We start from the raw sequence: 14,371 nt of genomic DNA, 5'->3' as shown, positions 1-14,371 counted from the left end.
TTCTTTTTTTCTCCTGGTAATTTGATAATCAAACAAGGTTAAAAATAACCGTTGTGTGCCAGGAAACCACAGCTTTGACACCACCTATGACTGAAGTTACCTGGAATCTATCCCTGAATAGATATAAATAGATTAAGTAAATTAATGGCTGCACTTGTGGTTCAGGTTATAGGGTCAGTTCTTATAAGCTTTTCTCAAGTAGAAGCGAATTCATTCATCAACGGCGCCTAAAATTGAGCTGCAGGCCTCAAGCAAATATTTCTTTTATCCTCTGCGTCTGCGCCATTATCTACAAAGAAGTTGTATAAAAATTCTAGCTTTCCTGAGTTATTTTTTCACTGGCTTCAACCCCTTTTTCCCTGACCAGATTAATCAGACTGCCTGTTCGCACCATTTCTACCTGATAGGCAGTCATCCGATGCAGGGTCTGATAACTCTCATTCTTGGTCAGATTGATTACAGTAATGTTATTTCCCCGAGAAATTGAATTAAGTACATCAGGAATAGACAGAATATCGCCTTGACTGATTTTTTCCCAATCCTCCGGATAGCTAAATATCAACGGCAGAATGCCGAAATTGCTTAGATTCTGTAGATGGATTCGGGCAAAACTTTTGGCAATAACGGCCTTAACGCCTAAATACCGCGGAGCCAGCGCCGCATGTTCGCGGCTTGACCCTTGACCATAGTTGCAGCCGCCGACAATGAACGAGCCCTGTTTTTGAAATTTCATGGCTCTTTCATAGTAGGTCAGGTCGACCTGGCTAAAGGTAAACCTGCTAATTTCGGGGATATTGCTGCGGAAAGGCAGAACCTTGGCTCCTGCCGGCATAATTTCATCTGTGGAAATATCATCGCCAACCTTTAATAAAACCGGCCCTTCAAGCTTATCCGGCAAAGGCTGTAAAGTCGGCAGCGGCTTAATATTGGGGCCTTTATCCAGTTCATAGTTTTCATCTTCACGGGCAGGCGGGATTAACATTTCTGTATTAAGGCGAACGGTTTCGGGTGTCTTAAAGCCGGAGTAATCTATATTCAGGGTGCGTGGATCAGTGATCCGGCCCGTTAAAGCAGAGGCCGCGGCAGTCTCCGGGCTGCACAGATAAACATGATCTTCCTTGGTGCCTGAGCGTCCGGGAAAATTGCGGGGCACCGTGCGCAGGCTGATGCGCCCGCTGGCCGGAGCTTGGCCCATGCCGATACAGCCGCCGCAGCCGGCCTGATGAAGACGGGCCCCGGCATGTATCAGTTTTGCCAGAATACCCGATTCGATCATGTTTTCCAGAATTTGCCGCGAGGTGGGGTTGATATCAAACGATACCCGATCGTGCACCTGTTTTCCGTCCACGATAAAAGCAGCCATAGCAAAATCACGCAATCCGGGATTCGCAGATGAGCCGATATAGGCCTGGTAAATTTCGCGGCCCGCCACTTCGCGCACCGGTACGACGTTGCCGGGGCTGCTGGGCAAGGCGATAAGCGGCTCAAGCTCTGAAAGATTGATTTCCTCATATTCATCATATTGAGCATTGTCATCGGCTTTAATTTCCCTATAGGCATTTTCCCGGCCCTGGCTTTTCAAAAACAGTCTGATGTTCTCGTCTGAAGGGAATACCGAGGTCGTAGCGCCCAGTTCAGCCCCCATATTGGCGATCACATGCCGGTCCATGGCGCTCAGAGTCTCCAGTCCGGGGCCGTAATATTCGATAATTTTCCCGAGTCCGCCATCCACGTCATGGCGGCGCAGCATTTCCAGAATCACATCCTTGGCGCTTACCCAGTCAGGCAGTTTTCCTATCAGTTTGACGCCCCATATTGTCGGCATTTTAAAGTAAAATGGCTCACCGGCCATCGCCATCGCCACTTCCAGGCCTCCCGCTCCAATAGCCAGCATGCCCAGGGAACCGGCGGCGCAGGTATGGCTGTCTGATCCGAGCAGGGTTTTGCCCGGCACGCCAAAACGCTCCATATGCAAAGGGTGACTAACGCCATTGCCGGGGCGGCTGTACCAAAGCCCGAATTTCTTGCAAGCGCTGCGTAAAAACAGATGGTCATCGGAATTTTTAAAGTCTTCCTGGAGCAGGTTATGATCCACATACTGCGCCGATAATTCGGTTTTAACGTGCTGCAGACCCAGTGCTTCAAATTCCAGCATCACCAGAGTGCCGGTGGCGTCCTGCGTGAGCGTCTGGTCGATTTTTAAGCCAATATCTTCACCAGGCGCCATATTACCTACGCTCAAGTGGCTCTCAATCAATTTCTGCGTTACATTTTTACCCATGGCTGTATACCTCTGCAGTGAAGTGGACTCAGATGTTTGATTATTTTTCTTAGAAAGAATACATTGCTCGCAGTTCATCATTGACTCCGAGAATGAACAATAATTTTTTTCCATAGTCCTCTGACATGACCCAAGAGATGGCGGAAAAAAGCGCGGCGCTGTATCTTGTCGATCAGGAGAATCAATCATGCATTATCAAATCCAGGTTCCGAATGCCCAGCCTGCCGGTATGGTCGAGGTTTTATCGCCCTATGACGGCAAGCGCGCCGGTTCGGTAGAAACCATAGATTCGGCGGGCGCCGGGCAGGCGTTGGAAAATATGACGGCGGTTTTCAATGACCGCAGGCAGTGGCTGCCGCCGTACGAACGCATGGCTATTCTCGAGCGCGCCGTGCGACTGGTGCAGGCGCGCTCTGAATCATTAATCGACATTGCCATTGCCGAAGGCGGCAAGCCTTGTCTTGATACTGAAATTGAGCTGAGCCGGGCCATCGACAGTATAAAATGCTGCATTGATTGTATCCGTACTGAACGCGGTTCGGAAATTCCCATGCAACTTACTCCGGCCTCAATGAACCGCCTGGCTTTCACCCACAGAGCACCCATCGGGCCGGTGGTAGCTATAAGCGCTTTCAATCATCCGTTGAATTTAATTGTCCATCAGGCGGGCCCTGCCATTGCCAGCGGCTGTCCGGTCATTATCAAGCCTGCCAGGGAAACGCCGCTGTCAGCCTTTGCGCTGGCTGACATATTTCATGAAGCCGGTTTGCCGAAAGCCTGGTGCCAGCCGGTTGTTGTCGAGGACTTGGCCGTTGCCGAACAATTGGTCACCGATAAGCGCGTCGCCTTTTTCAGCTTTATCGGCAGCGCCGCTGTCGGCTGGAGGCTGCGTTCAAAACTGGCGCCGGGTACCCGCTGTGCGCTGGAACACGGCGGTGTGGCCCCGGTAATTATCGCCGAGGATGCCAATCTGGATAAGCTATTGCCCTTGCTGGCGAAAGGCGGCTTTTATCATGCAGGGCAAGTCTGTGTTTCAGTGCAGCGGGTATATGCGCATCGCGCTATTGCCAGAACTGTCGCAGAGCGGTTGGCGATTCTGGCGGAAGCTATGATCACCGGTGATCCCGCCAGTGCTAAAACCGATATCGGCCCTTTGATTCGGCATAGTGAAGTTGACCGCATTGAAAGCTGGGTCAATGAAGCCTTGCAGGAAAAGGCCACGCTTATGACGGGAGGCAAGCGTTTGTCCGATTCTCTTTATTCACCTACCGTATTATTGAACCCCTCCGAACACAGCAAAGTCAGCCAGAAAGAAATTTTCGGACCGCTGATTTGCGTCTATGAGTATGAGGCTATTGATGACGCTATCAATCGGGCCAATGCATTGCCTTATGCGTTTCAGGCGGCAATTGCCACGCAAAATATTGATACCGCCTTGTATGCCTATACGCACTTGGCGGCATCGACGATTCTGGTTAATGACCACACTGCCTTCCGGGTTGACTGGATGCCGTTCGCAGGCTTACGCGAATCAGGTTACGGTACGGGCGGTATTCCTTATACATATCGCGATATGCAAATTGAGAAAATGGCCATTTTTCATTCCATGGCGCTTTAATTTCTCCTTTCCTAATCTAATCGGCAGGAGCGGCCATAAGCAGCGGATAGGGATTGATTGCCCCCTCAGGGTAGACATAAAGACCGTAATGCAAATGCGGCGGCGTTGCTTTGGCATTGCCGGTATTGCCGACATAGCCGAGCACATCGCCGCGCTGAACGAGCCCGAACTTTTTAATAGGCCCGAAGCGGTCCAGATGGGCGAAGTAGTGGATTTGAAGACCGGGACCCAACAGGCTGACAAAATTGCCGCCGAGGCGATTTTGACCTATGCCGAGAACCAGGCCTTGCACCGGCGCCAGGACCCGCGTGCCGCGTTTTGCGAAAATGTCTATGCCTTTATGCCGGCGGCCGCGGCCGCGCAGACTTCCCCAGGAGTCGACGATGGCATTGTGCGACCCGCCCTCAACGGGAATCGGCAATGCGGACGGCGCAGCGGCTGTCAGCAGCGAGAACACCGCAGGAGGATGCGGAATCACAATCAAGACGGCGGCCAGAAGAAGGCCGGCCAGCATCAGCAAAGCAAAAAGCGTTTTCATTGCTGCCTGATGTCCAATGTTAAAATGTGCAATGACAAAACTTGATATTTAATGCCAGGGCATGCCCTCTTTTTCAGGTGCACAACTTAAGCCATATAAACCTTAAAAATACAGAATTTTAATATTAGTAAAATGAAGCCCGGCTAAAATAGCTGCTGATGGAGATACGCCGCGGTTCTCCCAATTATCATGGCTATTTTCTTTACCCCTTCTATCTGCTATCTTTTTATTTAACTCAGCTGGTTTTCATAAGTTCACTGATCGCTGGCAGAATTAAAAGAGCTTGCACTTGTTGAATTCAAAAGAGCGCTAAAAAACATTTTAATTCTCATTGACTGGAGCAGTTATGACAGCCAAAAAAAAGCCGCTTTATATACTATTGATCAGCATCCATGGCCTGATTCGCGGCCATGATCTGGAGCTGGGCCGTGATGCCGATACCGGCGGTCAAACCAAATATGTCGTTGATCTTGCCCGGGCGCTGGCTCTTCAGGAGAATGTGGAACGCGTTGATCTGGCAACGCGACTGGTTATTGATGCGGATATAGATGAAGATTACCGCACTGAAGTTGAGCCTTTATCCGATCGTGCGCAAATTATTCGCATACTGGCCGGCCCTCAAGGTTATTTAAAAAAAGAAGATCTCTGGGATTATCTGGATATATTTGCGGATAATCTCCTGCAATGGCTGCGCCAGCAATCGCGGCTTCCCGATATTTTACACAGCCATTATGCCGATGCCGGTTATGTGGGAATGCGCTTGTCGCATTTGACCGGCATTCCGCTTGTGCATACTGGCCATTCTCTGGGGCGCGATAAACGCGGCCGGCTGCTGGCGATGGGATTACATGGCGATGTGATTGAACAGCGCTACCATCTTTCGCGGCGTATCAATGCCGAAGAAGATGTGTTGGCCAATGCGGAGCTGGTGATTACCAGCACTCATAACGAAATTACCGGACAGTACGAACTTTATGATTATTATCAACCGGAACGTATGGTTGTTATTCCGCCCGGCACCGATCTTGATCAGTTTTATCCGCCTGAAGGCGCAATGGATGAAATTGCTTTTAGCCGCGAACTTGAACGGTTTTTAATTAGCCCCGAAAAACCGATAATTCTGGCGCTTTCTCGCCCTGATGAACGCAAGAACATAAATACGCTGATTGAAGCGTACGGTGAATCCGACGAACTGCGAACACTGGCAAATCTGCTAATCGTCGCGGGCAATCGTACCGATATTAGGGAAATGGACGAAGGCGCACAGTCAGTATTAACTGAAATTATGGTATTGATTGATGTTTATGATCTGTATGGATTTATTGCTGTTCCCAAACAGCACAAACAAGGCGAGGTGCCGGATATTTACCGATTGGCGGCGCTTTCCAAAGGCGTCTTTGTCAATCCGGCCCTGACCGAACCGTTTGGCCTGACACTGCTGGAAGCGGCCGCTTGCGGTTTACCCCTGGTGGCCACTGAAAATGGAGGGCCGGTAGATATTATCGGCAATTGCCGCAATGGTATATTGATTGATCCCTTGAATAAACAGGCTATCACTGAGGCATTGCTAAGCCTGCTTAAAGCGCCCGGCCAGTGGCGGATGTTCTCTGATAGCGGCTTAAAGAATGTCCGGAAATTTTATTCCTGGCAGGCTCATGCCGAAAAATATCTGGACCGCATCAGGCCATTGCTGGAGCAGCAGGCGCCGGTGCCGAAAATTGTCCCTAACCGCAACGCATCGTTATATCGTAACCGCGCCATTTTTACCGATATTGATCAAAGCCTGCTTGGCCACCCGGAAGGACTTCTGGAATTTACCCGCTATATCCGTAAAAAGCGCAAACATGTGTTTTTTGGCATTGTTACCGGCCGCAGGCTTGATTCGGCCTTAGCGGTATTGAAAAAAAACAGCGTGCCGACGCCGGATGTATTAATTACCAGTCTGGGCACGGAAATTTATTATGCGCCGCATATTACCGCCGATGCCGCCTGGGCCAGGCATATTGACTATCACTGGAATCCGAGAGTTATGCGGCGGATTCTTGCCGAAGTGCCGGGTCTTGACTTGCAGCCTAAAAGTGAACAAAGCCGTTTTAAAATTTCCTATTATTATAATGCCGAGCTCGCGCCGCCCGTGGACGAAATTACTACACTGTTGCGCCAGAAAGAGCAGTCGGTCAACACCCATCAAGTGTTCGGACATTTTTTTGACGTGTTACCGGTACGCGCATCCAAAGGACTGGCGTTGCGTTATTTCGCCCAGCAGTGGAATATTCCTCTGGAACGTATTCTGGTTGCCGGCGGCTCGGCAGCGGATGAAGATATGATGCGGGGCAACACGCTTGCCGTGGTCGTCGCCAATCAATACCGCGCTGAACTGGCGCAACTTGATGAGCCGGAGCGGATTTATTTCGCAGAACAGCCTTATGCGTTGGGTATTATTGAGGCTATCGAACACTACAATTTTTTCAATAATGAATAATCCTGGCCTATGACTGACTCCATTCTTGTTTGTACTGATCTGGATGGCACCTTGCTGCCTAACGGGAACTGTCCTGAATCGGCTCAGGCTAGGACGATTTTTTCGGCACTGGCAAAGCACCCTGAAATAGTATTGACCTATGTAACGGGCAGGCATAAGGCCCTGGTGGAACAGGCGATTGCTGAATACAGTCTGCCGCAGCCGGATTTTGTCATAGGCGACGTAGGCACCAGCATTTATACATTAACGGCCGGGGTCTGGCAGGCCTGGCCGCAATGGGCAGAAGAAATTGCACCCGACTGGCAAGGCAGAGAGCATGCCGATATGCAGCAGCTGTTTGCTCATTTACCCGACTTGGTGCTACAGGAAAATGCTAAGCAGAACCGGTTCAAACTCAGCTATTATGTTTCGCTGGATACTGATATACCGCAATTACTGGAGGCGATGCGCGGACGACTGGCGCAGTACGCCATTCGTGCGGAATTGGTTTACAGTGTCGATGAAGCCGAAAAAAACGGCCTTTTGGATGTGTTGCCGGCCAGCGCCACTAAATTTCATGCCATCTGCTTTTTGATGCAGCACCTGGGGTTTACTGTCGAAAATACCGTTTTTGCCGGGGACAGCGGCAATGATTTACTTGTGTTGACCAGCGCCATCAAATCGGTAGTGGTCGCCAATGCCAGCCCTGATATTAAAAAGGAAGCGGTGCAATTGGCGCAACTGCAGTCAACCGGACCTGCCCTTTATCTGGCCAAGGGTGGTTTTATGGGAATGAACGGCAATTACAGCGCCGGTATTTTAGAAGGCCTTGCTCATTTTCTGCCCTGCACGCAACAATGGATGAAAACAGATGAATAATAGCCGTCTCAGTATTTTTGGCGAAGTGCTGTTTGATCAGTTTCCTGATGGCAGTCATATTATGGGCGGTGCGCCGTTTAATGTGGCCTGGCATTTGCAGGCTTTCGGCCAGACGCCGCGATTTATCAGCCGGATAGGACAGGATCAAAACGGCGAGGCCATACAAACGGCCATGCGGGCATGGCAGATGGATTTATCCGCTCTGCAGCGGGACAGCATGCATCCGACAGGAACAGTGCAGGTAATTATTGAACAGGGGGAACCCGGCTATCATATACTGCCTGAACAAGCCTATGACTATATTGCCGCGGGTGAGCTGGATGCAAAAGATAGCCAGGGGCTGCTTTATCATGGCAGTCTGGCCCTGCGTAATGAAGTTTCAAGACGGGCGCTGGACGTTTTAAAGCGGCGGCACCACGGCAAGATTTTCATGGATGTCAACCTGCGCGATCCCTGGTGGCAGAAAGCTGATGTTTTGCGGCTTTTAGACGCTGCCGACTGGGTTAAACTGAATCATCATGAACTACAGGCCCTGCAAGGGCCCTCCACCGATATTAAAACCGGCATGCAGACTTTTCAAAAGGCGCATGATCTTGAAGGACTGATCGTCACCTGTGGTGAACAAGGGGCTCTGGCCGTGACTGCGGACGGGGACTATTTTGCCGTAGCGCCCGTCCCGGCATTACAGGTAATCGATACGGTAGGCGCCGGTGACGCCTTTGCTTCAGTTCTCCTGCTCGGGCTTAATCTTGGCTGGCCCCTGCAGCTGACCCTGGAACGCGCGCAGGCGTTTGCGTCGGCCCTCGTGGGTCAGCGCGGGGCGAGTATCGATGATGCGGCTTTTTACCAGCCGTTTATACAGGCCTGGGCATTGGCTTAAACGCCCGTTATTGCAAAACCCATTTATTTAATAAGAGACCAGTATGTACGAACAGATTTCCCATTCATTGCTGAATGAAATTTTGGATGATTTGAAGCCAGAAATCAAACGTCAGGATCTTCGCCATTTTTATACCCGGCTCGGCGCAAACTTTTATGCGATTCATAACCTTTTTCAGCATCTTTATGGGCAAAGGGAAGATTTTAAATTACAAATGTTGCATCTTGTAGAAACGCTGGCAAGAAAATACATCAATCGCCTGGAATATCTGGAAAAGCTGGACATTGCCCGGGAAAATGATCATAACTGGTTTTTAAGCCAGAAATGGGTCGGCATGGCCTTATACAGCAGCGGTTTCGCGGGCAGCTTACAGGATGTGGCGATAAAAACGGCTTATCTTCAGGAGCTGGGCATTAATTTTGTCCATATCATGCCGATTCTGCAATGTCCGACCGGCAAAAGTGACGGCGGTTATGCGATCAGTAACTTTCGGGAAATCGACGATCGTATAGGGACGCTGGAAGATTTGCAGGCGGTCGCTGACGAATTCAGGAAACGCGACATTTTACTGGTGCTGGATGTGGTGGTTAACCACACCTCTGATGAACATGAATGGGCTCAGAAGGCGATGGCAGGCGATCCAAAATATCAGGATTATTATTATATCTTTGACAACCGTGAAATTCCGGACATGTTTGAGCAGAGCATGCCGGAGATTTTCCCGCAAACGGATCCTGGAAATTTTACCTGGAATGAGACCATGCAAAAATGGGTCATGACCATTTTCCATGATTATCAATGGGATCTGAATTACAGCAATCCTGCCGTGTTTATTGAAATGCTGGATGTTATTTTATTCTGGATTAATCAGGGCGCCGATGTCATACGGCTTGATGCCGTAGCGTTTTTATGGAAAAAAATGGGCACAAGCTGCCAGAATGAACGCGAAGCCCATCTGCTTTTGCAATTAATGAAGGACTGCTGCCAGGTTACTGCGCCGGGCGCGCTGTTTATTGCCGAAGCCATTGTCGCGCCGGTAGAAATTATTAAATACTTCGGCGAGGACGCCATAATCGCCAAGGAATGCGAGATTGCCTATAACGCCACTTTGATGGCGCTGTTATGGGATGCTCTTGCCACCAAAAACAGTAAACTGCTTTATCAGGGCTTGAAAAGTCTGCCCGATAAACTGGATCGGGCCACTTGGCTGAATTATGTGCGCTGTCATGATGATATCGGTTTGGGTTTTGATGACAAGGACATTCGCGAAGTGGGCTATGAGCCTTATGCGCATCGCCAGTTTTTAATTGATTTTTATACCGGTAATTATGAGGGTTCTTTTGCCAGCGGCGTGCCTTTTATGCGCAATGACAAAACCGGAGATGCCCGTATTTCAGGTTCGCTGGCTTCTCTTGCCGGACTCGAAAAAGCGTGCGCGTCAGGAGATGAAAAAGCCATTGCGGGGGCCATCGATAAAATCCTTTTGCTGCACAGCATTATTTTTTCTTTTGGCGGAATTCCGCTGCTTTACTATGGCGATGAAATCGGGACTTTCAATGACTATAACTATCTTGATGAAATCAATAAGTCAAGTGACAGCCGCTGGATTCATCGCCCGAAAATTAACTGGGACCGAGCAGAGCTGCGAAAAAAACCGGGAACCATAGAAAATACTCTGTTCAGCTCTCTAAAAAAAATGATTGCCATACGCAAGGAAATCACCGCCTTTGCCGATTTCAACAATCGTCAGCTGATTGATGCCGGCAATCAGCATTTATTTGCTTTTGTGCGTTTTGATTTCAACCGCCCTTCTGAACGCGTCCTGGTCATTTGCAATTTTAGCGCCGAGCCGCAGCATCTTAATTTGCAAACCATGAGCTATTCGGGCTTTAAAATTTATAGTCAGCTCACGGATTTATATTCCGGCAAAAAACCCACTATTTTTAGAGAGCACCTGGTTCTGCAGCCTTTCCATTTCTATTGGCTTAGTGAGTATTAATCTTGGGATAATTACTTGATAACCAATTGGCAGTTGTTTGCACCCTCAATGAAATCGCTTTTTAACTATATTCTCCCATAACAATGTGGGATTTCTTGCTGCACTTAAAATTTTTTATTCTTTTAGTTTAATTTCCAGAGTCGTATTTTTACAACGACCTTCTTCTATACTTCATTTTTATCCGGTTAATTATCTCGTGTCGGTTTATTGACACCGCAACTTATTTAATCATCCAACTTATTGTTTTATAAAAAAAATCAATAGTCGGTCTTTAAATTGCTTAATTTTTAAAAAACAAAGGATTTTAAATATGGCTCAAGTTGAACACGCGACTGGGAAGAAAAAGAAGTTCTCCAAAAAAATTGTTGTCATCGGAGGTATTGCCCTATTGGTTTTATTAATCGGCGGGGGCGCTGCTTTTTTCTTTTTAAAAGGCACTCCAGTCCCGGCCGCGGTGGAGAAAAGTGCAAGTCATGAAGAAGAAGAGGCGGGGGAAAAGCTTTATTACGACATGAGCAATCCTTTTATTGTTAATTTCCCAAAAGACTCATCAGCCAAACTGATGCGAATTTCCGTGGCTTTTCTGGTTGAAGGGCAGGAAACCATTGACGCCTTAAAAAAACATGAACCCATGGTGCGTAATAATTTACTGATGCTAATGAGCGCTCAACAAGCGGATGAGTTAAAAAACCGCGAAGGAAAAGAAAAATTGCGCAGCGCCATGCTTAGGGAAGTAACGGAGGTATTGATGAAAATGGCAGGGAAGAGCCATATTAAAGAAGTCTTTTTTACTTCCTTTGTCATGCAATAAATCATGAGCGACTTACTTTCTCAAGCAGAAATTGATGCGCTACTAAACGGCGTAGACGATGGCGATATAGAAACTGAAGCTGAGGCGGAAAGTGAGTTCGATGAACTTCAGGAGCTTGGGGGTATTAGGTTATATGACTTTACCAGTCAGGAAAGGATTGTTCGAGGGCGCATGCCGACCCTTGAAATGGTTAATGAAAGATTCTCCCGGCTTTTCCGTATTTCATTATTCAATTTTCTGCGCCGTTCTGCAGAAATTTTTATATCCGGCATTCAGGTTCAAAAGTTTTCCGAATATGTGCAAGGCCTTCTGGTGCCAACCAATTTGACGGTTGCCCGCTTTGCCCCCTTGCGTGGACGGGCATTAATAGTTATTGAGCCGCGTTTGGTATTTACTGTGGTGGATAACTTTTTTGGCGGGACAGGACAGCTTTATCAGGCCGAAGGGAAGGAGTTCACGCCCACTGAAATGCGGGTGGTTCGGTTAATTATTGAAATGGTTTTCAAAGACCTGAAAGAAGCGTGGAAACCGGTTATGGAACTGAATTTTGAATATATAAGCTCGGAAGTCAACCCGCGCTTTGCCAATATTGTCGGCCCTGCAGAAATTGTAGTGGTCTCTACTATTCATGTCGAGTTGGAAGGAGGCGGAGGCGACATCAGCATTACCATGCCGTACTCGATGGTTGAACCTATCAGGGACTTGCTGGACGCCATCAGTAGTGACAGCGGTGAGGTGGGGGATAGCTGGCAAGTGGCTTTCCGCAATGAAATTCTCAGAGCGGATGTAAGTGTAAATAGTCTTTTTGTAGAAAAAAATATGACTATAAGAGACGTGATGAATTTAAAAAAAGGCGATGTAATTCCAATAGATATGCCTGATACAGTGATGCTTAAGGCGGAGGGCATTCCTGTTTTTACAGGTAAAGTCGGCGTATCGGATGGAAATTACGCCGTGCAGATTATTGAAAAGGTAATGCCGTGAATCGGCTGAAAAAATTACGAGATTAAACTATAACGCTATCAGGCCAGGAAAAAAAGATGAGCGAAAATTTAAACGCCTCTGCTGATGCAGAAACTGATAATGATGTTGAGACCGCCGCCTTCCAGGAATTTTCCAGCCCAGGGGACACTAAAAAAACCTCACCAGCCCCGACAGATGAAGTTAATCTTGATGTTATCCTGGACGTTCCGGTGACCATGTCCATGGAAGTTGGCCGGACGCAGATTAATATCCGGAATCTTTTACAGCTGAATCAAGGCTCGGTTGTGGAACTGGACCGTTTTGCCGGAGAACCGCTGGATGTGTTGGTGAACGGCACCCTGATAGCTCATGCGGAAGTGGTTGTGGTAAACGATAAGTTCGGCATCCGCTTGACTGACGTGATAAGTCCGTCGGAACGCGTGAAAAGATTAGCCTGATGGCCGCAAAAGCAAATTTCTATTGGCTTTTGTTCGGGTGGTTTCCTGCTTGCTGGGCCGCGCCCGGCGTAGCTGTTGCCAAACCGTCAGCCAGGGCGGTTTCTTCCAGCGACTTGATCAGCTGGAGCATGGGGCTGCTGATTGTCCTGAGCATTTTTTTTCTCTGTATCTGGGGCCTGCGCAAACTCGCTGTGCTAACCGTCAACGGCGCGGAAAAACTGCGCATCGTGGGCGGATTATCATTAGGCATGCGGGAAAAAGTCATTTTGCTTCAGGCCGGAAAAAAGCAGCTTATTTTGGGAGTAACGCCGGGCCGCATACAAACCTTGCATATTCTGGAGGGCGATGACTGTCTGCTCAGGGATGACCCGCTGATTTTAGCCAGGGAAACCGGTTTTGCGCAAAAATTGAGGCAAGCATTGAAAGGCCGATCTGATGCATAAAAGCATTTTGCTTCAATGCCTTGGCGCTGGCGCTATGTTCCTGTTGATCGAAACGCCTGTTTTTGCAGCCCCGGGCATTGAAGCCTTGACTGTTACGCACACTCAGCAAGGCAGCCAGAGCTATAGCGTAACAATCCAGATTCTGGCGTTAATGACAATGCTGACGTTATTGCCTGCCTTGCTGCTGACAATGACGTCATTTACCCGCATCATGATTGTTTTAAGCTTGCTAAGACAGGCTTTAGGCACGGGTCAGGCTCCCAGTAACCAGGTATTATTGGGCTTATCCCTGTTTTTGACTATTTTCATTATGATGCCGGTTTTTGAAAAAGTGAATGCCGATGCTGTTCAGCCTTATCTTGAAGAAAAGATGGATGTTTCGACTGCGCTGACCAGGGCATCGGAACCGTTCAGGCAGTTTATGCTGAAACAGACCCGGGAGGCCGATCTGGAATTGTTCCTGCGGATTTCCGGCAAGACTGAATTGAATTCAGCTGAAGATGTGCCGTTCTCGTTATTGCTGCCTGCGTATGTGACCAGCGAATTGAAGACGGCTTTTCAGATAAGTTTTTTAATTTTTCTGCCGTTTCTGATTATCGATCTGGTGGTCGCCAGCGTGCTGATGTCCATGGGTATGATGATGCTGTCGCCGATGATTGTTTCACTGCCGTTTAAAATAATGCTGTTTGTCCTGGCCGATGGCTGGTCTTTAATAATGGAAATGCTGGCGGCGAGTTTTTATGCCGCTTGATTTCACCCGAGGTGAATGATGACGCCGGAAACTATTTACAGGGTGGGGCAGGAGGCGATGATGGTTGCGGTCAAACTGACGGCGCCGGTACTGCTGCCGTCTTTAGTGGTAGGCCTGATTATTGCGATGTTTCAGGCGGCTACCCAGATTAACGAAATGACCCTGACTTTTGTGCCCAAGTTAATAATAATCGGGCTGGTTCTGATGATTATGGGGCCCTGGATGCTGCAAATGTATCTCGATTATTTTCAGGAATTGATCAGGAATATTCCGCAGTTAATCGGTTAGA

The 14,371-nt window shown here is 48.5% G+C and carries 13 protein-coding genes; 11 read left to right on the top strand and 2 right to left on the bottom strand.

Annotation, left to right across the window (positions count from 1 at the left end):
- Window positions 1-313 precede the first annotated feature (313 nt).
- On the bottom strand, window positions 314-2,281 hold the full coding sequence (locus HUX64_RS09010) for an aconitate hydratase (protein ID WP_174625900.1): 1,968 nt from the start codon (window positions 2,279-2,281) through the stop codon (window positions 314-316).
- Window positions 2,282-2,468: 187 nt separating this feature from the next.
- Here HUX64_RS09010 and HUX64_RS09005 point away from each other — a divergent pair, with 187 nt between their 5' ends.
- Window positions 2,469-3,899 (top strand): aldehyde dehydrogenase family protein, encoded by a 1,431-nt coding sequence (locus HUX64_RS09005; RefSeq protein ID WP_174625899.1) that lies wholly within the window; start codon window positions 2,469-2,471, stop codon window positions 3,897-3,899.
- 16 nt (window positions 3,900-3,915) lie between these two features.
- On the opposite strand, the gene HUX64_RS09000 is transcribed toward HUX64_RS09005, so the two are convergent.
- Window positions 3,916-4,437 carry a M23 family metallopeptidase gene (locus HUX64_RS09000; protein ID WP_174625898.1) on the bottom strand — a complete coding sequence of 174 codons (522 nt, stop codon included), beginning with the start codon at window positions 4,435-4,437 and terminating at the stop codon, window positions 3,916-3,918.
- Between the two features lie 346 nt (window positions 4,438-4,783).
- Here HUX64_RS09000 and HUX64_RS08995 point away from each other — a divergent pair, with 346 nt between their 5' ends.
- The 10 genes from HUX64_RS08995 (at window position 4,784) to fliQ (ending at window position 14,370) form a co-directional block, all read left to right on the top strand.
- Window positions 4,784-6,919, top strand: coding sequence for an HAD-IIB family hydrolase (locus HUX64_RS08995; RefSeq protein WP_174625897.1), 2,136 nt, complete (start codon window positions 4,784-4,786; stop codon window positions 6,917-6,919).
- Window positions 6,920-6,928: 9 nt separating this feature from the next.
- Window positions 6,929-7,777, top strand: coding sequence for an HAD-IIB family hydrolase (locus tag HUX64_RS08990; protein ID WP_174625896.1), 849 nt, complete (start codon window positions 6,929-6,931; stop codon window positions 7,775-7,777).
- Window positions 7,770-8,657 carry a PfkB family carbohydrate kinase gene (locus tag HUX64_RS08985; protein ID WP_174625895.1) on the top strand — a complete coding sequence of 296 codons (888 nt, stop codon included), beginning with the start codon at window positions 7,770-7,772 and terminating at the stop codon, window positions 8,655-8,657. Before HUX64_RS08990 ends, HUX64_RS08985 begins: the two co-directional genes overlap by 8 nt.
- A gap of 43 nt (window positions 8,658-8,700) precedes the next feature.
- Window positions 8,701-10,656 carry an alpha-amylase family glycosyl hydrolase gene (locus tag HUX64_RS08980; protein WP_174625894.1) on the top strand — a complete coding sequence of 652 codons (1,956 nt, stop codon included), beginning with the start codon at window positions 8,701-8,703 and terminating at the stop codon, window positions 10,654-10,656.
- 310 nt (window positions 10,657-10,966) lie between these two features.
- Window positions 10,967-11,467, top strand: a complete 501-nt coding sequence (locus tag HUX64_RS08975; protein WP_174625893.1) for a flagellar basal body-associated FliL family protein — start codon at window positions 10,967-10,969, stop codon at window positions 11,465-11,467.
- Window positions 11,468-11,470: 3 nt separating this feature from the next.
- The gene (gene fliM, locus HUX64_RS08970) at window positions 11,471-12,451 is read left to right on the top strand and encodes a flagellar motor switch protein FliM (protein ID WP_174625892.1); all 981 of its coding nucleotides are present in this window, start codon (window positions 11,471-11,473) and stop codon (window positions 12,449-12,451) included.
- Between the two features lie 56 nt (window positions 12,452-12,507).
- Window positions 12,508-12,888: a flagellar motor switch protein FliN gene (gene fliN, locus HUX64_RS08965; RefSeq protein WP_174625891.1), complete on the top strand. Its 381-nt coding sequence runs from the start codon at window positions 12,508-12,510 to the stop codon at window positions 12,886-12,888.
- Window positions 12,888-13,331 carry a FliO/MopB family protein gene (locus HUX64_RS08960; protein ID WP_174625890.1) on the top strand — a complete coding sequence of 148 codons (444 nt, stop codon included), beginning with the start codon at window positions 12,888-12,890 and terminating at the stop codon, window positions 13,329-13,331. The genes fliN and HUX64_RS08960 overlap by 1 nt, the downstream gene beginning before the upstream one ends.
- A complete protein-coding gene (gene fliP, locus HUX64_RS08955; protein ID WP_246246970.1) occupies window positions 13,324-14,082 on the top strand; it encodes a flagellar type III secretion system pore protein FliP in 759 nt (252 codons plus the stop codon). Before HUX64_RS08960 ends, fliP begins: the two co-directional genes overlap by 8 nt.
- A gap of 18 nt (window positions 14,083-14,100) precedes the next feature.
- Entirely contained in the window at window positions 14,101-14,370 is a 270-nt protein-coding gene (gene fliQ / locus HUX64_RS08950; RefSeq protein ID WP_174625912.1) for a flagellar biosynthesis protein FliQ, read from the top strand.
- Window position 14,371: the final 1 nt, after the last annotated feature.

This window comes from Candidatus Methylobacter favarea (assembly GCF_902806695.1).
In the GTDB taxonomy this organism is placed as follows: domain Bacteria; phylum Pseudomonadota; class Gammaproteobacteria; order Methylococcales; family Methylomonadaceae; genus Methylobacter_B; species Methylobacter_B favarea.
This window is presented reverse-complemented; position numbering and strand designations above follow the sequence as displayed.